At 52.2% G+C, this 18,282-nt stretch carries 15 protein-coding genes and 1 pseudogene; 10 read left to right on the top strand and 6 right to left on the bottom strand.

The window, feature by feature from the left end:
• Nucleotides 1-7 precede the first annotated feature (7 nt).
• The 3 genes from DW947_RS16250 to DW947_RS16235 all read left to right on the top strand — a co-directional run bounded on the left by DW947_RS16250 (nt 8) and on the right by DW947_RS16235 (nt 3,396).
• On the top strand, nt 8-436 hold the full coding sequence (locus DW947_RS16250) for a helix-turn-helix domain-containing protein (protein ID WP_007482646.1): 429 nt from the start codon (nt 8-10) through the stop codon (nt 434-436).
• Nucleotides 399-2,471, top strand: coding sequence for a bifunctional DNA primase/helicase (locus DW947_RS16245; RefSeq protein WP_117610795.1), 2,073 nt, complete (start codon nt 399-401; stop codon nt 2,469-2,471). The genes DW947_RS16250 and DW947_RS16245 overlap by 38 nt, the downstream gene beginning before the upstream one ends.
• 406 nt (nt 2,472-2,877) lie before the next feature.
• A complete protein-coding gene (locus tag DW947_RS16235) occupies nt 2,878-3,396 on the top strand; it encodes a dihydrofolate reductase family protein (protein WP_117610794.1) in 519 nt (172 codons plus the stop codon).
• Between the two features lie 97 nt (nt 3,397-3,493).
• Here DW947_RS16235 and DW947_RS16230 read toward each other — a convergent pair whose 3' ends face one another.
• From DW947_RS16230 to mobA, 6 genes are all read right to left on the bottom strand, one after another.
• Nucleotides 3,494-5,581, bottom strand: coding sequence for a type IA DNA topoisomerase (locus DW947_RS16230; RefSeq protein ID WP_117610793.1), 2,088 nt, complete (start codon nt 5,579-5,581; stop codon nt 3,494-3,496).
• 25 nt (nt 5,582-5,606) lie between these two features.
• Entirely contained in the window at nt 5,607-6,929 is a 1,323-nt protein-coding gene (locus DW947_RS16225; protein WP_119958569.1) for a DUF3945 domain-containing protein, read from the bottom strand.
• Between the two features lie 273 nt (nt 6,930-7,202).
• Nucleotides 7,203-8,540, bottom strand: a complete 1,338-nt coding sequence (locus DW947_RS16215; RefSeq protein ID WP_117610790.1) for an ATP-binding protein — start codon at nt 8,538-8,540, stop codon at nt 7,203-7,205.
• Nucleotides 8,541-8,598: 58 nt separating this feature from the next.
• Entirely contained in the window at nt 8,599-10,608 is a 2,010-nt protein-coding gene (gene mobC, locus DW947_RS16210; protein ID WP_117610789.1) for a conjugal transfer protein MobC, read from the bottom strand.
• Between the two features lie 18 nt (nt 10,609-10,626).
• Nucleotides 10,627-11,895 (bottom strand): conjugal transfer protein MobB, encoded by a 1,269-nt coding sequence (gene mobB / locus DW947_RS16205; RefSeq protein ID WP_117610788.1) that lies wholly within the window; start codon nt 11,893-11,895, stop codon nt 10,627-10,629.
• Complete coding sequence (gene mobA / locus DW947_RS16200) at nt 11,880-12,302, bottom strand: conjugal transfer protein MobA (RefSeq protein WP_117610787.1); 423 nt, start codon at nt 12,300-12,302, stop codon at nt 11,880-11,882. Before mobA ends, mobB begins: the two co-directional genes overlap by 16 nt.
• Before the next feature lie 565 nt (nt 12,303-12,867).
• Here mobA and DW947_RS16190 point away from each other — a divergent pair.
• The 7 genes and pseudogenes from DW947_RS16190 to DW947_RS16160 form a co-directional block, all read left to right on the top strand.
• Complete coding sequence (locus DW947_RS16190) at nt 12,868-13,650, top strand: ParA family protein (RefSeq protein WP_118442029.1); 783 nt, start codon at nt 12,868-12,870, stop codon at nt 13,648-13,650.
• A 1-nt stretch (nt 13,651) separates the two neighbouring features.
• Nucleotides 13,652-14,053: a DUF3408 domain-containing protein gene (locus DW947_RS16185; RefSeq protein WP_118107970.1), complete on the top strand. Its 402-nt coding sequence runs from the start codon at nt 13,652-13,654 to the stop codon at nt 14,051-14,053.
• Nucleotides 14,054-14,055: 2 nt separating this feature from the next.
• Entirely contained in the window at nt 14,056-14,685 is a 630-nt protein-coding gene (locus DW947_RS16180) for a hypothetical protein (protein WP_118107968.1), read from the top strand.
• A gap of 170 nt (nt 14,686-14,855) precedes the next feature.
• Complete coding sequence (locus DW947_RS16175) at nt 14,856-15,152, top strand: DUF4134 domain-containing protein (RefSeq protein WP_004308755.1); 297 nt, start codon at nt 14,856-14,858, stop codon at nt 15,150-15,152.
• Between the two features lie 10 nt (nt 15,153-15,162).
• On the top strand, nt 15,163-15,498 hold the full coding sequence (locus tag DW947_RS16170) for a DUF4133 domain-containing protein (protein ID WP_009291848.1): 336 nt from the start codon (nt 15,163-15,165) through the stop codon (nt 15,496-15,498).
• The gene (locus tag DW947_RS16165) at nt 15,495-18,008 is read left to right on the top strand and encodes a TraG family conjugative transposon ATPase (RefSeq protein ID WP_118107966.1); all 2,514 of its coding nucleotides are present in this window, start codon (nt 15,495-15,497) and stop codon (nt 18,006-18,008) included. The genes DW947_RS16170 and DW947_RS16165 overlap by 4 nt, the downstream gene beginning before the upstream one ends.
• An 11-nt stretch (nt 18,009-18,019) precedes the next feature.
• Nucleotides 18,020-18,229: pseudogene (locus DW947_RS16160) on the top strand (DUF4141 domain-containing protein); the annotation flags it as partial.
• Nucleotides 18,230-18,282: the final 53 nt, after the last annotated feature.

The raw sequence follows: 18,282 nt of genomic DNA, 5'->3' as shown, positions 1-18,282 counted from the left end.
GCCACAGGTGGGTACATCTGTGGCGTTTTATTTTTCAGGACACCCGAACTTTGCGGCAAATCAATCAGTTACCGTTATGGAAATAATAACATTCGAGTCTAAAGCCTACAAGGAACTGGACAACAAGATTACCGCCATTGCCGACTACATCTTCAACCACATGGAAACGGCAAGGCAAAGCGAGGAAGACATGTGGGTGGACAGCTACGAGGTCTGCACGTTCCTGAAAATAAGCGAAAAGACCCTGCAACGCCTGCGGGTGTCGGGGACTATCGCCTATTCCAACATCAGGGGACGCTACTTCTACAAGGTCAGCGAGATACGCCGGATGCTGGAAGAACGCCTGATAAGGAGCAACAAGGAGAACATCGACAACCTGATAACCAACCACCAGTTGTATGCTAAGGAAAGAGGAAATCTTAGAAAGGACAAGTAACGGGCTGGCGGTATTCAAACACTACCTGCCCGGCAACTGGCGCATAGGTCGCAACTTCCTTAACCCGCTGTACGAGGACAGCAAGGCTTCCTGCAACATCTACTTCGACCGCCGGGGCGGTATCTACAAGATGAAAGACTTCGGCAACGACAGTTACAGTGGCGACTGTTTCTTCCTCGTGGGGCAGTTAAAGGGGCTGGACTGCAACCGGGCGGCTGACTTCGTGGAGATACTGGAAATCATCGACCGGGACTTGGGCTTGGGGCTGGCTTCCGGCACTCCGGTTTCCGTTCCCCCGGCGACCGTCCGCCGGGCAGTGCCGGACAAACCCGAAGAAACGCCCGAAAAGCCCGTCAAGCCCTACCAGTTCCGGGAACAGAAGTTCCCGCTTGCCGAACTGGTGTACTGGCAACAGTACGGCATCACGCCCGAACTGCTGGAACGTTACAAGGTCTGCTCGCTCCGGGAGTATCACAGCGAAACGGCAGAGGGCAAACCGTACACCTACACTTCATCGGTGGCAGAGCCCATGTACGGCTACAAGGGCAAACAGCACATCAAGCTGTACCGCCCGTTCTCCACGCCCCGCTTCCTCTACGGCGGCAGCTTCGGCGAAAACTACTGTTTCGGGCTGGAACAACTGCCAGCCAAAGGCGACACGCTATTCATCACGGGCGGCGAGAAAGACGTGCTTTCGCTGGCGGCGCACGGTTTTCACGCTATCTGCTTCAACAGCGAAACGGTGACGATACCGTCCACGCTGATTTATCGGCTGACGTTCCGCTTCAAGCACATCGTCCTGCTCTTTGACATGGACAAGACGGGCAAGGAAAGTTCATGCAAGCAGGAAAAACTATTGGAAGAATTTGGCGTGAAACGCCTGCTGCTCCCGCTTCCGGGAACGAAAGAGGAAAAGGACATATCCGACTACTTCAAAGCCGGGAACACCCGTGAAGATTTCCTGAAGCTGTTTATCGAATTTTTAGACAACCTGTATAGCGACACATTGATTATGCTTAAATCATGCGAGATAGATTTCAACAACCCGCCCGCCAAAGCACAAGAGATTATTTCGGCGGGTGACGTTCCGCTGGGGACACAAGGCAACCTGTTCGGCATCACCGGGGGCGAGGGAACGGGCAAGAGCAATTATGTAGCCGCAATCGTGGCGGGCTGCATCTGCCCGGCTGGTGCGGACATAGATACGCTGGGCATACAGATAACCGCCAACGGCAGGCACAAGGCGGTATTGCTCTATGACACCGAACAGTCGGAAGTGCAACTGTTCAAAAATGTAGGCAACCTGCTGGCACGTGCCAGACAGCCGAACAAACCCGATGAACTGAAAGCGTTTTGTCTTACCGGCATGTCACGCAAAGAACGCCTGAACGCCATTGTGCAGAGCATGGACAAGTTCTACTACCAGTACGGCGGCATCCAGTTGGTCGTCATTGACGGCATCGCCGACCTTGTAAAGAGTGCCAACGATGAAGCGGAAAGCGTGGCGGTGATAGATGAACTTTATCGGCTGGCGGGCATCTACAACACGTGTATTCTGTGCGTGCTGCACTTCGTCCCCAACGGTTTGAAACTGCGGGGGCATTTGGGCAGCGAGTTGCAGCGTAAGGCGGCTACTATCCTTTCGATAGAGAAAGACGAAGAACCTACCCAATCAGTCGTGAAAGCACTGAAAGTGCGTGACGGAAGCCCGCTGGACGTGCCGCTGATGCTCTTTGCATGGGACAAGGAAGCCGGGATGCACGTGTACAAGGGCGAGAAACCACGTGAGGAAAAGGAGAAGCGCAAGGAAAGGGAACTGGTGAATGTCGCACGTGACATCTTCGGGCGGCAGACACGCATCACCTACATAGACCTTTGCGAGCAGTTGCAGCAGGTCTTGGACATCAAGGAGCGCACCGCAAAGAGCTATATCCGCTTCATGCGGGAAAGGGACATCATCACCAAAGACACGGCGAACCAAAGCTGTTTTGTCATCGGTTCATATAATCTTCAAAGGAACGCAAGCTGCCCGTAGGCGTATGGGCTGAACTTGTGTATTTTTAGGTGCTTGTGTCCTGCCCTGTTGTGATAACACGGCAGGATTTTTTCTGTTTGCACGTGATTTTTCAGGGTATTTGCTTAACTTTGCAGAAGTTACACGGAAAAGTAACGGCAATAGGACGGCGGTTGCCGGAATATTGCCTTTATATATAACATATACGTTCGCCGAACGTCCCGATGCGAAAACTGGCACTTTTCAAAATGTGGGGATATTCAGCGCAGGATATGCTATGCGTTTGTCATAGCGTGGCTGCACTGTTTCCACATTTGGGTATGCCAGTACCTCGCATCGAAACAGCGTCATGCCACGCTTTCTTTTTTGGGGTGGCGGCTAACGTGCAAAGACAGTAGGGATTTATATCACTTTAATACCTGACAATATGGAACAAATCAGAGCGCACATCGCCGTATCGCTGGACGGGCATACCGCCACCTTAGACCAAGAACTGGACTGGTTGCCTGATAAAGTGAAAGCTATCATCGGCAAATACTATTTGGATGCGGATTGCCTGCTTATGGGGGCGAACACCTACAACTACATCTTTGAACACTGGGGCGGGTGGCCGCACAAAAGCAAGCGGTCTTTTGTGGTGTCACACTACGACACCAACGTAACGCCGGACTGCGGCGTGGAGTTCCTGACCGAAGAACCGCTGCAAAGGGTCTATGAACTGAAACAGGAAACCGACATGCTGGTGGTGGGCGGCGGCAAGCTGCTTACTTCATTGATTAAAGCCGGACTGCTGGACAGCCTGACAATCTACACCGTCCCGGTCATGGCGGGCAAAGGTATCGGCTTTATCGGGGAAACATTCGGCTCACATTGGAAACTCTCGGAAAGCAGGGTGCTGGATAACGGGGTGGTCTGTTCGACCTATCTGTTTGGCGGGAGCGTATAAAAAATGCGCCCGGTTTCCCTCCGGGCGCAACCACTAAAATTTCAATTATCATAAGTGGCAAAACCTATCACAATGAAATTCCAGCGGCAAAGATAGGCTATTTCTTCGGTTTCGCTTTCTTTTCGGGGAATGAAAAACCGACATTGAACTGTTCGTCCAGCACAAGCGAGGCATCGAAAGCCTTGCCGTTCTTGCCCTTGAAGCCCTTGATTAGCCCGGTCTTGCGTTTTGTCACCAGCTCGACAATCTGCTTGTCGGAAAGCTGCTTGTCGCACTTGTTGCGGAATATGGTAAGCGTGCAGTCCACGTTGGAACACTTCGCCACTTTCGGGTAGAACAGGATGCGCCCGCTGCCGCATTTCGGGCAGGGGCAGGTTTCACCAGTAGCGACAGATAGCTGCACCGATAGCAGTTCTGCGGTGATTTGCGTTGCGTACACCTCGATGCCCTTCCGGAACGTGTCGGCATCCATGCTGCCCGCTTCTATCTTGGCAAGGGCGGTTTCCCACATGCCCGTCATTTCGACATCGGCAATCTTCTTGTCCCTGACAATCCTGTAAACGGCAAGCCCCTTGTCGGTGGGTACAAGGTTCTTCTTCTCACGCACGATGTACTGGCGGGCGAACAGCGTTTCGATAATCGCCGCACGGGTGGCGGGCGTGCCTATCCCGGCATCTTTCAGGCTGGCTTTCAGTTCGGCATCTTCCAGTTCCCTGCCTGCGTTCTCCATTGCCGCCAACAGGCTGCTTTCCGTGTGCAGCGGTTTCGGCTTGGTCTGCTTTTCGAGCAGATCCACGCCGGAGAGTGGCAAATATTCTCCCTCTTGGAGTGGCGGCAGGCTGGCGGCTTCTTCATCCCCGCCCGTTTCCTGCTCGCCGAACACGGCACGCCACCCGGCTTCTTTCATCACAGACCCTTTCACCGTGAAGTCGGTATCTCCCCCTGACAGCAAGGCGGTGGTAACGTCTTTCACGCACTTGCCCGAAAAGGCTTCCAGCATACGCCCGGCTACCAGTTCGTAAACCGCCCGCTCGTCTTTGGAAAGTTCGCCGGGCAGGTTCTCGGTAATGATTAAGGCGTGGTGGTCGGTCACTTTGCTATCGTTCACGCTACGGCGGTTCAGTGCCGCACCGTCCAGCCCGGCGGCATACCCGGCAAAGCGGGAGTATTGCCCCAGCAGGGCGACACGCTCCGGCATTTCATCGAAAACGTCCTCCGGAATATAGCGGCTTCCGGTTCTCGGGTAGGACATCACTTTCTTTTCATACAGGCTTTGCGCTATGGAAAGCGTCTTGTCAGCCGAGAAGTTCAGCTTCGTGTTCGCTTCCTTTTGCAGCGTGGTAAGGTCGTACAAAAGCGGCGGTTCTTGGCAGGCTTCTTTCCTCTCAACGGATTTAACCACAAGTTGCCCGGCATCCTTTACCCGTTGCAGGGCGGCTATGGCTTCGGGCTGCTGTTCCCACTTGGCGGTAGATTGGGCGGTGAAACTTATTCCCCCGCTGGCGGTCGCCGCTTTGAGTTGCCAAAACTTGGCGGGTACGAAATTCCTGTTCTCCAAATAGCGGCTGCATATCATCACGAGCGTGGGTGTCTGCACCCTGCCCAGCGAGAACACGCCCTGCCCGGCGGCTACGCTCAACGCTTGGGTGGCGTTTATCCCTATCAGCCAGTCCGCTTCGCTACGGGACTTGGCAGAGAGGTAGAGGTTATCGTAACGCTCTCCCGGCTGCAAGTTATCCAGCCCCTCACGGATTGCCTTGTCGGTAAGGCTGCTTATCCACAGGCGCACGAAAGGCTTCCGGCAGTTCAGGTAATGGAAGATATAGCGGAAGATTAACTCACCCTCACGCCCTGCATCGGTGGCGACAATAATCTTGTCGCACTGGTCGAAAACTTCCTTTATCACTTTCAACTGTTTCAGCACGCCGGGGTCTGCCTTGCAGCCTTTCTCCGCTTTCACCTGACGGGGGATTAGCTGGAAATCGGGCGGCAGTATGGGCAGGCTCTCCCGGCGGAAGTTCGCCACGCCATAGGCTTCCGGCATGGCAAGCTGGATTAAGTGGCCGAACGCCCATGTCACCATATACCCGTTGCCGGAAAGATAACCGTCATTACGCTGGGTCGCACCGATGATGCGGGCGATGTCCTTTGCCACGCTGGGCTTTTCTGCTATCAATGCAATCATAATTCTTTACTTTTTAAGGTGGATACTACATTTTCATTCCTCTGGACTTCTTGGGCTTGTCCGCTTTCAGGCTCTTGTCCTGCGCCTTGTCCTGCTTCTCTTTCTGCTTGGCGGTGGGCTTGTCCTGACCCTGTTTCAGCGGCTCTTTGCCCTGCTTGGTGGCTTCGTTGGTCTTGCCCCCCGAATTGACCGCTACCTGCGTCCGGCTCTCGGCGGCGGGGGTAACGTCTTTCGGCTGCACCTTGTCGGGGGATTTGCCCTGTGCGCCGGGCTGTACATGACCGTTGAACTCAACGCCCTTGCCGTCCTTTAACCCGGCTACCTGCTGCTCTCCGGGCTGCTGCCCCTGCTGCAAGAACTGGACGGCGGCACGGGGCAGGAACTCCAAGCCACGCTCCACCGCGCTGACCTGCAAATAGGCACTGCGCTTCGTGCCGTCCCTGAATTGCAGGTTTTCCATTTTCACCGCTTGCCCGGCTTCAAAGGCGGCTTTCTGTTCCGGGCTGACTTGCACGTTACAGATTGTATCGGGGCATTTCCACTTGTCAGCCCGCATATACTCCAGTTCGTGCGTGTACCTGTCCCGGCTGACGAACACGGGGATTTGCTCGCCGCTTTTCGGGTCTTTGATTTCAGCGATGCCGCCCAAGTTGCCAGTGCCTTGCAAGTTGCCCTGTTCCTGCTTGGTGAACCCGTGTTCATGGAACGGGCGTTGCAACAGTTTCTCGTCCTGCTGCACGCCGTGCAGCTTGGGTACTACCGCACCGTCCTTTGCCTGATAGAAAGAGAGCTTGACATCGGTAGGTTTGAGGTAGAAGCCGCCCACCGTCCCCGAAACGGTGTAGGTGTTGCGGGACTTGTAGCCACGCATCACCCGGTCGAAGTCCTTCGTGTTTTTCAGGGTGTCGGCGGTGATGCCGACTTTTTTCAGGTTCTCCCAGTCGATTTTTGCCGGGTCGAAGCGGTAACCCTGCTTGAACTCGTGGAAGTCGGGCTTCGGAACTCGAAGCATTTCAGCCCGCTTGTCGCCCTCCGGTGTAGGGTTGCGGTGGTTGTCCTCGATTGCCTTTGCGTCCCGCTCCGCTTCGGAAGCCTTGACGCTGAACAGCTCCAGCCCGGAAGTGTCCTGATACTTGCGGTAGAAGTTGGAAATGAAGTTGCTGAACACATCGCTGTTCTTGTCCACCTGCATGAACTCGCCGCCGTGTCCGGTAGTGGGTGGCACGGTCTGCAAATTGCCGTCCTTGTCGATACCCTTAACGGCACTCACCTTTCCCTGCTGTTTATCCAAGACCAGCAGCACGTCTTTTTCCTGCCCCTCTGCGGGCGGGGTCATTCTGTTTGCCATAAATAATTGGAATTTTAGTGGTTACGGGAATAGTCCCGCCCAAAGGTAGCGACTAAATATGCTATATTTGGACGGGCGGCAAGGACTGTCCGAATTTGTCCTGCGCTGTCCCGATTTGTCCGGGTGGGATGAAATTCCGCAACCATTGGTTGCAGAATTGAAAAGGGCATAAAAAAAGAGAGCGAAGTTAATCACTCTCTTTGGGTGAGCCATTTATGAGCCATTTAATTATAGACCTTATGCCTTATAATCAACGGCTTATTAAAATTTGCATTATGCCTGCGATACGTTAGTGAGCCATTTAGGAACATAATAAGTTCCTTTTCCCACTTTACCCTGCATTTCCAGCCAACCATTCATTTGTTGGAGTATGCGGGATGCTGTCGGCTTGCTTACCCCCAAAATGTTCTGTACGTCCGAGTTCGTGACACGTCCGTTATTGGCTGCATACTCGACAACTGAAATATACCTTTCATCCACCCGCTGCGCCAATAGCTGCGAACGTATATCGGTATAATAGGTAATCATCAGACCGCTTAACATTTCAAGTTTGGGCGGTAACAACTTGTATGCGCTGACGGCTTCCAAGATACGCTTGTAGCCACGTCCCCAGCTTTCAATGTCCCCGCTTCTGAAAAAGGCGTTGGCGATTAGCGGATTATAAGGAGAGGACGGGTGGCTTTCAAAAAGTTTTTCGGTCGTCCAGCTTTCCGGCAACTGCCCGGCGTTCCAAAAGGTGATATGGTCGGGGAACACGCTAATCTGAATGGGTACGGCACTGGCATAGTCTTTATGTGCCACACAATTCATCAGTGATTCCCTGACAGCTTCCACCGGGAACTGCGGTGTTTCACGCCGGGAAATGCCCTCGTATGAAATGCGGTAAATCAGGTATTTGGTCTTTATCAAATCCATTGCCTTATCCACCTGCTCCATTAAAGAGCCGTGAACCTCGTCCTGAAACTCCAAGTTACCCTTATCATCCCGGAAGAAACCTATCTTGATATAAGCCCCGGTTACAAAGCGTTCCGGGTCGGGGTGGAACAACAGCAAGGCGGCACGGGTCGGACGGTTGGTTTGGGTGTCAATCAGCCTCAAATCGTGCAGCAAATTTTCGGTAGTATCTTTCAACACATCTTCGTCCACACGCCCGCTTCTCGCCGCTTCCTTGCGGAAACGGTTCAATGCGCCGGGGGAAAGTTCCTCTATGCCTGCCCACTCTATGGGAAACTCGTCCCAATGCCTGCCAGTACGTTGCAGGATAAAACGGTTCAACGCCGCACCTTTCAACTCCTGTTTCGTGCTGCCGCTGCGATAGTGGTACTGACCTTTGTAATTGATAGGATTGGAATAAGGCGGTACGTCAATCTCGATATATTTCAGCCCGTTTTCTTCCAGCAGGTTCACGTCCACGATGATACCCAGCACGTCACGCACTTTGTTCGGTATATCCTCCAGCAGTTTGTCGGCATCGGCAACGCCGACTACCTTACCGTTGTCATTCATACCTATATATATCTTGCCGCCTGTGGCGTTGGCAAAGCCGCATATCCATTTCAGATACTCGTCACGCCAGCTTTCTTTCCATTCCGTATTTTGGTTTTCATTCATAATCATTTCTTTGTCTGCAAAATTAGTAAAAATACTGTCTGTCAGGAAAGAATATCGGTTATTCTTCCTCTTTTATAAGGTGGCATAGTTCCGGGTCGTTCTTAATCCGGGTTATCTCGTCCTCGACAATCTGCCGGACTTCCTGACGGATGCGGTCATAGTTGGCTTGTATCTCCTCCTGCATCCGGTCGTTGCCGTCCTTGTCGGTGAAGTCGATAATCTGCGGCAACTTCACGTAACGGGCGGTTTCCCGCTTCACCTTTTCATTGTCCACCACGATTTCACAGTGGAAAATCTTCTGTTCTATCCGTTCATCGAAGTTGTCCGCCACCGCACCCACAAACATACCTTGCGTGAGGTTGGATATTTTGCTGGCGGGTATCAGGCTGTCCATTTGGGTGCTTATCGAGGTGGACTTCTCCCGCTGGTTGATTGTCATGCTCTGCCGTTTCTGCAACACCTTTCCGAAACGCTCCGACAGGATTTTCGCCGTTTCACCGACTACCTGACCGCTGAACACGTTGCCCACAGTATTTTGTATCACACGGCTTTCCTTGTCCCCGTAGTCACGGGTAAGCTGGCTGTAATCCTGAAAGCCCAGCAGAACCGCAACCTTGTTGCTTCGGGCGGTCGCAATCAAATTGTCAAGCCCACGAAAATAAATCGTTGGCAACTCGTCTATTATCACCGAACTTTTAAGCTGACCTTTCTTGTTTATCAGCTTCACGATACGGGAATTATATAAGCCCAGTGCTGCCGAATAGATATTCTGACGGTCGGGATTGTTGCCGACAACCAAAATTTTAGGCTCTTTCGGGTTGTTGATGTCGAGTGAAAAATCATCCCCCGTCATTACCCAGTAAAGGGCGGGTGAAATCATCCTTGAAAGCGGGATTTTCGCACTGGCAATCTGCCCCTGCAACTGCTCTTGAGCGTCTGATTCCCAAGCATCCACGAACGGGGAAAGATAATTTTCCAGTTCAGGATAGCTGCGCAAAATCGTGAAAACATCAGCGTATTTCTTGTTCAGCAGTTCAATGGCATGGGGGAACGTGCAATACTTACCGCCTTGATAGATACGGAGATACCAAATTATAGCCGCCAAAAGAATAATCGGGCTTTCCACGAAGAAGTCGCCCTGCTTGCTTATCCAACTTCGATTGAGGTTAAGCATTATCGTGTAGCTTGCTTCGTAGGCATCCGCAATGTCCGACATGAAACTGGCGTTTATCGGGTTGCATCGGTGGCTCTTGCGTGGGTCGTCAAAATTGATAATGTAGAATTTGGGCTTTACCTTATACCCGTCCAAGTGGTTAAGCAAATGATTATAAGCGATTTCCGATAAATCGGGAAACTTATAATCATAGCAGTAGAGCGCAAAACCTTTCTCGATTTGCTGTTTTATGTAACTATTTACCACTGCATACGATTTGCCGCTGCCCGGCGTACCCAACACAAGGCTGGCACGGAACGGGTTCACAACATTTATCCAGCCGTTATTCCATTTCTTCTTATAGTAGAACCGGGTAGGCAGATTTACCGAATACTCGTTCTCGATAAGCCTTGTTTCCTGCTGGAAACTTTCATTTTCCGTATTAAAGACATCATCCATTAGGTTGTTCTTCAACAGCCGGGACATCCATGTACCCGCCATGAGCATACAGATATAGCCCGCCGACAGCGTGGCGATATAAAACACAGTGTCCGCCGTATGTGGCAGCGGAAGTTCCAGCAGCCACCAGTTCAGGAAAAACAACACGACACCCGCCGCAAGGCTGCAATGTATCTTCGTCCACGTTATCTTTTCCTCTTTCACGCCCTTAGTGCCGATACACGACAGGGCGAGGAACACCACCGCAAAAAGTTTCGTCCAAAGAACGGACGAGAACAGCCCGGTGGTGCGCTGGAAGTTCCACAGTATCTTGTCTATCACCTCAAACGTCACTCCCCATTCTTTCAAGGTGGAGTAACAGAACCAGTACACGTTTATTCCCACGAATAGAATACTGACAGCCCGCATAAAGTCCATGACCCTTGCAAGCCCTCTCAAATCATCTTCCTGTTGCATGATTGTAATGTTTTTTAGTTAGTCGATACGCCTTGTGCGCTTCTTTTTCTTCTTTCTCTTTTGGCGGGCGGTGTCCTGCGGCTCGTCACCGCCTGATGCACCGCCGCCCAGCAAACCGCCGAAAGCACCCAGCACGGAAGCCATGCCCGAAACGATGTCGGATTTCGGAGTGAAGCCCGGTTGTTCCTGATGCGTGGATTGGTCTTGCTGCGGTGCTGACAATTCGGGCTGGTGCATCTTTCCGGTTTCGCCCGAAAAGCGTTCGTTGAACACGTTCGCCGAATACTCCTTGCCCAAGCGTGAACCGTTCAGCACCACACGGCTGTCATGGTCGATGAACGTAACGCCATAGATGCGCCCGCTGTCGTTCTGACGGAATACCACGTCAATGCCCTGCTTTTTTAGCTGCTGTTCCAGTTCCTTGCGGCTGCGGGCGGTCTGCATGGCAGTGGCTACAATCTTCCGGGTGCGCTCTTTCAGTTTCCCGTTCTTGATTGCTTCGCCCGATTTCTCCATTCTGCGCTGCACCGCTTCATAACCTACCGACTTGCCGATGCGGGAAGCCTTTACCGGGTTGCCCGCCTTTTCGCCCTTGTCATTCATGGCGGAATAGACTATGCCCTGATAGGGCTTGCCGTTTATCTCCCCTTTGACTTCCTCGGCGCACACGTTGTAAGCGGCAAGCAAAGCCTTGTACTCCCCGAACGACTGGAAGCGGTAGCCGTAACAAGCCGCTTTCACGGTATTGCCGATTTGGTGCTTCACGTCCCCGGCGGCATAGTCCACCTTTTTAAGTTCCGGGCGTTCGGCACGTTCCTTTCGTTCTGCCGGGTGCAGGTTGTATTTCTGCTCCAGTTCACGGGTGATTTGCTTGCTGCGCCGATGCTCGAACCTGTCATTCAGCGGCTTGCCGTTCTCGTCCACCCGCAACCCCACGATGTGGATGTGGTGGCGGTCGATGTCGGTATGCTTGTACACCAAATAAGGCTGGTCGCCATAGCCCAACTTCCGCATATACTCTTTGGCAATGTCGGAAAGCTGCCGGTCGGTCAGCACGTCTTCCGGGTGCGGGTTTATGGAAATATGAAGTATCGGCTTCTTGGTGGATAGCTGGACGGGCATCTGCATTTCAAAGCTGCGCATACACTCGCCGATAGAGAAATTCCCGTCCTCGCTTAACAGCATCCGGTTGGAGAAAAGCACCTTTGCTTCCCCGCTGTCCACCTTGTTTTGGTTGTACGCCAGTGCGCCGAACATATTGCCGCCCGTGCTTATTTTGGCAACCATAGTTCCCTGCATTCATTGGTTAATGCAATAACTTGGCGGTTCAGTGCCGCCAATTCGGTGGTCGCTTTCTCCAGTTTATAGAGAAAAGCCAGTGCCTTTTTCTCCGAAAAGTTACTATTCAGAGCCTTTACCACTTGGTTGTAATTGACCGCTACCGCTCTGAATTGTGCGTAAAATTCGGTCAACCGGGCACAATATTCTACTGCCGATTTGTCCACTTTCACCACCCGGAACGGCTCGCCGAACAGCCGGGCGGCGATGAAACGGGACTTGCTCGTAACGCCCGACTGCTCCCACTGCGAGAGGAAGCGGGCGTTCTCCCGGTCGTTCAGGTAAAGGACATGGCGATGCTTCGCCGGGTCTGCGAGGGCGGGGCGACCGCCCTTGTTAGGTTTTCTTGTTTCCATGCTTCTTTCAATTAAAAAATTACGACTTCGGAGTGATTTTTACCCCCGCAAGGGGCAAGGCGTTTTCAGGCACGGAAAACGGTTCTATGTGCCATAGAACACACCTTGCTATTTTCTGACGAAAATCGAAATCCGTCCGTGACGGATTGGGGTTAGCGTGAAACGGTAAGCCCGGTTATGCACCAGCCTGATTTTACACCCCTGCCCCCAGCGGTTCGTTACTCCGCTGCAAAGTAACGGTGATTTATAATGCTGTAAAATAGGTAGTTGATGGACAAATCGGGACAGTGCAGGACAAATCGGGACAAGGTTTTCAGGGGACGTTTTTTCTCCCTTTTTTTGCATCGGATTTCAAGATTGAAAGCAAGATTGAAAGAAATATTCCAATCAGGAAAGAATGATTGAAAGCATGATTTCAAGAAAGCATGATTGCAGGATTTCAATATTTCAAGAAAGAATGAAAGCAGGAAAACAAGATTGAAATAAAACAGTCTTTCAATATTTCAAGATTGCAATATGGAAAGAATGAATGAAAGCAATAAATAAATCTATCTATCAACCAATAATGAACGAAAGCAATATGGAAAACGAGAAAACACCCCTTTATGTCGCCTTTTCCACACAAAAGGGCGGGGTCGGCAAAACCACCTTTACCGTGCTGGCGGCGAGTTACCTATACTACCTCAAAGGCTACAATGTGGCGGTGGTCGATTGCGACTACCCCCAGCACTCCATTGCCGGGATGCGCAAGCGGGATGCCGAGCAGGTCGGGGCGGATGAAGATTACAAGCGCATGGCGTATGAACAGTTCACCCGGCTGGGGAAGAAAGCCTACCCGGTACTGTGCAGTTCGCCCGAAAAGGCGATTGCAACGGCTGACGAATATATAGCCGCCGGACACGTGCCGGATATTGTCTTTTTCGACCTGCCCGGTACGGTGAACAGCGAGGGCGTGATAAACTCCCTTGCGGGCATGGACTACATCTTCACCCCCATTTCAGCCGACAAGGTGGTGCTGGAAAGCAGCCTGTCGTTCGCAATGGCTATCCAAAAACTGCTGGTGAGGAATGAAGCCTGCCGACTTGCCGGGCTGTACCTCTTTTGGAACATGGTGGACGGGCGGGAGAAAACAGACCTCTACGCCGCCTATGACAAGACCATTAAGGAACTGGAACTGCCGCTGATGAAAACCTTTATCCCCGACACCAAACGCTACAAAAAGGAACTGGTGGCGGATAAAAAGGCGGTGTTCCGCTCCACGCTCTTTCCCGCCAGCCGCCCGCTGGTGAGGGGAAGCAACTTGGAAGAACTGATAACCGAAATAACGTACTACATCAAATTACAATGATATGGCAAAGCAAAGCGGCGGGATGCCGAAGATAGACGAGGATTTTATGCGGGAACTTATCTCGCAGGGTGTCCCCAGTAAACAAGATAATAATAAGACGAATGATGTACCGCAAGAAACACAAACAGAAACGGTGCAAGTAGAGAAACCGACACCCCGCAAGCGCAAGGGCGGTTCGGGCGACTACCGGGAAACCTACTTTCAGAAAGTGGAACTGGCAGACCGACAACCCTTGTACGTGAGCCGAACCACGCATGAGAAGCTGATGCGTATCGTGACGGTGATAGGCGGGCGAAAGGTGACGGTAAGCAGCTACGTGGAAAACATTCTGCTGCGCCACTTCGAGCAGTACCAAGACGAGATAAACACCCTGTACGAAAGCCACTTCCAAAAGCCTGTCTGACTATGGTAATCTATTGCATACTTACCGGGCTTTTGGTGTACTACATCGCCCTGTGGCTGTGGTATCGCTACACGGACAGCCGGACATCACCGGGCAGAACGGATGATGCGCCGCTTCCACGAAACGGGGTTTCAGGCTACACGCTGATAGGTGAAAGCCGATACAAGGGTGGACTAATCGGGACAGCGCAGGACAAATCGGGACACCTCCCGCAAGCGGCTGAAAATGATACTATTTTTGCGCCGCAGGCTGACGGACTGCCGGAAGAAACGCCCGGTTACGAGAATGACGAACCCGACTACGAGGACGAGGAAATAGCCGGGTACATGGACGGTGACGATGATACCGGGCGGGCTACGGGCGTGAGCTTTGACGAACTGGGCGAAGCGGTACGCACGGCGAACGCCGATACCCCCACCGAAACGGAACAGCGGCAAGCCGCCGGGACACTGGCAAGGATTGAGGGAACGAACCTCTACGATGCGGTGGTGGAGAACATCAACGGCGGGCTGGCAAAGGTGGCGGAACTGCTGGGACGCAACGAAGCGGAACTGGCTGCGGCTGCTGTCCCTGCCGAAGCTGACAATAAAAGCAAGGAACACGAAGCGTTCGACATGAACGATTTCCTGTAATATAATAATGTATAAGCCTGACAGCATGAAACAGCGGGATTACGGTTGATTGGCAACCTGAAAACCAAACAGACAAACGGGACTATCCCCGACCACTAAAATTTCAAATTATTCACCAGCCGGGAAAGGCGGACTATCCACCCGCCGCCCGGCATTAAAAACAAATCACAATGAGAAAGAAAATCTTCTTGTCGGCGGCTATACTTGCCGCCGTGGTAAGTGCCTACGCACAAGGAAACGGGCAGGCGGGCATCACCGAAGCCACGAACCTAATCACCGGGTATTTCGACCCCGGAACAAAACTGGTGTACGCAATCGGGGCGGTATGCGGCTTGATTGGCGGGGTAAAAGTCTATAACAAGTTTTCAAGCGGCGACCCCGATACCTCAAAGACCGCCGCCAGTTGGTTCGGGGCGTGCATCTTCCTTATCGTAGCCGCCACTATCCTGCGCTCGTTCTTCCTCTAAAACGGCGGCTATGTCTGAATATCCGGTAAACAGGGGTATCGGGAAGCCCGTGGAGTTCAAGGGGTTAAAAAGCCAGTACCTCTTTATCTTTTGCGGCGGCTTGCTCGCCGTCTTCGTGGTGTTCATCGTCCTGTTCATGGCAGGCGTGAACCAGTGGCTATGTATCGGTTTCATCGTGTCGGCTTCGCTGCTGCTCGTGTGGCAGACGTTCCGGCTCAACGCACGGTACGGCACGCACGGGCTGATGAAAGCTGCCGCCCGCAAAAGACACCCACGCTTCATTATCAGCCGAAAGGCGTTACCCCGATTATTCACCTACAAAAGAAGAAAGGAAGAAAGAACATGAGGAATACATTAAAGGCTACCACGCTGGAAAGGAAATTTCCACTTTTGGCGGTGGAGAACGGCTGCATCATTTCAAAGGATGCGGACATAACGGTGGCTTTCAGGGTGGAACTGCCCGAACTGTTCACCGTCACCAGTGCCGAGTACGAAGCCATACATTCGGCATGGTACAAGGCAATCAAGGTGCTGCCCGACTACTCCATAGTACACAAGCAGGACTTCTTCATCAAGGAGAACTACCAGCCCGACACCGAAAGGGACGAGCTTAGTTTTTTAAGCCGCTCCTTTGAACGGCACTTCAATGAACGCCCGTTCCTGAACCATTACTGCTACCTGTTCCTGACAAAGACGACAAGGGAGAGAAGCCGCCGACAGAGCGACTTCTCCACCCTATGCCGGGGCAGGATTGTACCGCAGGAGATAGCCGACAAGGAAGCGGCGGCAAAGTTCATCGAAGCGGTCGGGCAGTTTGAAAGGATTATGAACGACAGCGGGTTTGTCACCCTTACCCGGCTGGCGGCATCGGAAATCACCGGGCAGGACGGAAAGGCGGGCATCATCGAGAAATACTTCTCGCTATCGCAGACAGATACCACCTGCCTGAAAGACATCGGGCTGTACCCGGAAGAAATGCGTGTCGGGGACGATATACTGTGCCTGCACACGCTTTCGGACGTGGAAGATTTGCCCGGAAAGGTCGGGACGGACACACGGTTTGAGAAGCTGTCCACTGACCGGAGCGACTGCCGACTGTCATTCGCCGCCCCGGTGGGCGTGCTGTTGTCGTGCAACCACGTCTATAACCAGTTCATCTTCATAGACGACCACGCCGAAAACCTGAAGAACTTCGAGCAGACCGCCCGGAACATGCAATCGCTCTCCCGTTACTCCCGTGCCAACCAAGTGAACAAGGAATGGATAGACGAGTACCTGAACGAAGCGCACAGCAAGGGGCTTATCTCGGTACGCTGCCACTGCAACGTTATGGCATGGAGTGACGACCGGGACGAACTCAAACGCATACGCAACGATGTGGGAAGCCAGCTTGCGCTAATGGAGTGCAAGCCACGCCACAACACGGTCGATACGCCCACGCTCTTTTGGGCGGGCATACCCGGAAACGAAGCGGACTTCCCCGCAGAGGAAAGTTTCTACACGTTCTTGGGGCAGGCTCTCTGCCTGTTCGTGGAAGAAACGAACTACAAGAGTTCGCTTTCGCCGTTCGGCATCAAAATGGTGGACAGGGTGAGCGGTCGCCCGCTGCATATCGACATATCGGATTTGCCCATGAAGAAAGGCATCACCACCAACCGCAACAAGTTCATACTTGGGCCGAGCGGGTCGGGTAAGTCTTTCTTCACCAACCACATGGTGCGCCAGTATTACGAGCAGGGTGCGCACGTGCTGCTGGTAGATACGGGTAACAGCTACTTGGGGCTGTCCCAGCTTATCCACAACCGCACGCACGGCGAGGACGGGATTTATTTCACCTACACCAACGAAAACCCGATAGCGTTCAACCCTTTCTATGTCGAGGACGGGGTATTTGACATCGAGAAGAAAGAAAGTATAAAAACCCTTATACTCACCCTGTGGAAACGGGACGATGAAGCCCCCAAGCGGTCGGAAGAAGTGGCGTTGTCAAATGCGGTAAGTGCCTATATCGAGTTGATAGGCAAAGACCGTTCGGTAACGCCCTGCTTCAATACATTTTACGAATTTATCCGTAATAATTACCGCCGACAGCTTGAACAGAAGAACGTCAGGGAAAAGGATTTTGACATTGCGGGCTTCCTGAACGTGCTTGAACCATATTACAAGGGTGGCGAATATGACTATTTACTGAACTCCGACAAGGAGCTGGATTTACTGCATAAACGCTTCATAGTCTTTGAGTTGGACAACATCAAAGACCACAAGATTTTATTCCCGATAACGACTATCATCATCATGGAAGCCTTTATAAACAAGATGCGCAAGTTAAAGGGAATAAGGAAGTTAATACTAATCGAGGAAGCGTGGAAAGCGATTGCATCGGCGAACATGGCAGACTATATCCGCTACCTCTACAAAACCGTCCGAAAATATTTCGGGGAAGCGATTGTAGTCACGCAAGAGATTGAAGATATTATTTCTTCCCCTATCGTGAAAGAGAGTATCATCAATAACTCGGACTGCAAAATACTGTTAGACCAAAGAAAATATCTCAACAAGTTCGACAGCATACAGAACCTCTTGGGACTGACCGACAAGGAGCGTTCGCAGATATTGTCTATCAACATGGCGAACCACCCCGGACGGAAGTACAAGGAAGTTTTCTTCTCGCTGGGCGGCACGCAGTCGGCGGTATATGCCACAGAAGTTTCATTGGAAGAATATTACACCTTCACGACAGAGGAAAGCGAGAAAATGGAACTGTTCGCACTTGCCGACAAGCTGGGCGGCAACCTTGAACTGGCTATCAAGCGGCTTGCAGAAAGCAAACGTAATCCCCAATCATCAACAACTTAAAAATTAGGAACATGAAAAGAACAATTCTCCTTATGGCGGTATGCCTTTGCTTCATCGGCAAGGCATCCGCACAGTGGGTGGTGTCAGACCCCGGCAACTTGGCACAGGGCATCATCAACACCACCAAGCAGATAGTGCAGACTTCCACCACTGCCAAGAACACGCTGGACGGCTTCATGGAAGCGCAGAAGATTTTCCAGCAGGGTAAAAAATATTACGATGGTGCGCCCGTATAGGCGATATAATAAATATAGCATTGGCAAGCTATTAGGTA

The sequence above is a fragment of the Bacteroides sp. AM44-19 genome (genome assembly GCF_003603395.1).
Taxonomy (GTDB): Bacteria; Bacteroidota; Bacteroidia; order Bacteroidales; family Bacteroidaceae; genus Bacteroides; species Bacteroides uniformis.
This window is presented reverse-complemented; position numbering and strand designations above follow the sequence as displayed.

What these genes read in the sequence shown, in the direction of transcription:
- DW947_RS16185 (WP_118107970.1), top strand. Translation starts at nt 13,652, where the DNA reads ATGGCAAAGCAAAGCGGCGGGATGCCGAAGATAGACGAGGATTTTATG.
- DW947_RS16170 (WP_009291848.1), top strand. Translation starts at nt 15,163, where the DNA reads ATGTCTGAATATCCGGTAAACAGGGGTATCGGGAAGCCCGTGGAGTTC.
- DW947_RS16175 (WP_004308755.1), top strand. Translation starts at nt 14,856, where the DNA reads ATGAGAAAGAAAATCTTCTTGTCGGCGGCTATACTTGCCGCCGTGGTA.
- DW947_RS16230 (WP_117610793.1), bottom strand. Translation starts at nt 5,581, where the DNA reads ATGATTGCATTGATAGCAGAAAAGCCCAGCGTGGCAAAGGACATCGCC.
- DW947_RS16180 (WP_118107968.1), top strand. Translation starts at nt 14,056, where the DNA reads ATGGTAATCTATTGCATACTTACCGGGCTTTTGGTGTACTACATCGCC.
- mobA (WP_117610787.1), bottom strand. Translation starts at nt 12,302, where the DNA reads ATGGAAACAAGAAAACCTAACAAGGGCGGTCGCCCCGCCCTCGCAGAC.
- DW947_RS16245 (WP_117610795.1), top strand. Translation starts at nt 399, where the DNA reads ATGCTAAGGAAAGAGGAAATCTTAGAAAGGACAAGTAACGGGCTGGCG.
- mobC (WP_117610789.1), bottom strand. Translation starts at nt 10,608, where the DNA reads ATGCAACAGGAAGATGATTTGAGAGGGCTTGCAAGGGTCATGGACTTT.
- DW947_RS16215 (WP_117610790.1), bottom strand. Translation starts at nt 8,540, where the DNA reads ATGAATGAAAACCAAAATACGGAATGGAAAGAAAGCTGGCGTGACGAG.
- DW947_RS16190 (WP_118442029.1), top strand. Translation starts at nt 12,868, where the DNA reads ATGAACGAAAGCAATATGGAAAACGAGAAAACACCCCTTTATGTCGCC.
- DW947_RS16235 (WP_117610794.1), top strand. Translation starts at nt 2,878, where the DNA reads ATGGAACAAATCAGAGCGCACATCGCCGTATCGCTGGACGGGCATACC.
- DW947_RS16225 (WP_119958569.1), bottom strand. Translation starts at nt 6,929, where the DNA reads ATGGCAAACAGAATGACCCCGCCCGCAGAGGGGCAGGAAAAAGACGTG.
- mobB (WP_117610788.1), bottom strand. Translation starts at nt 11,895, where the DNA reads ATGGTTGCCAAAATAAGCACGGGCGGCAATATGTTCGGCGCACTGGCG.
- DW947_RS16165 (WP_118107966.1), top strand. Translation starts at nt 15,495, where the DNA reads ATGAGGAATACATTAAAGGCTACCACGCTGGAAAGGAAATTTCCACTT.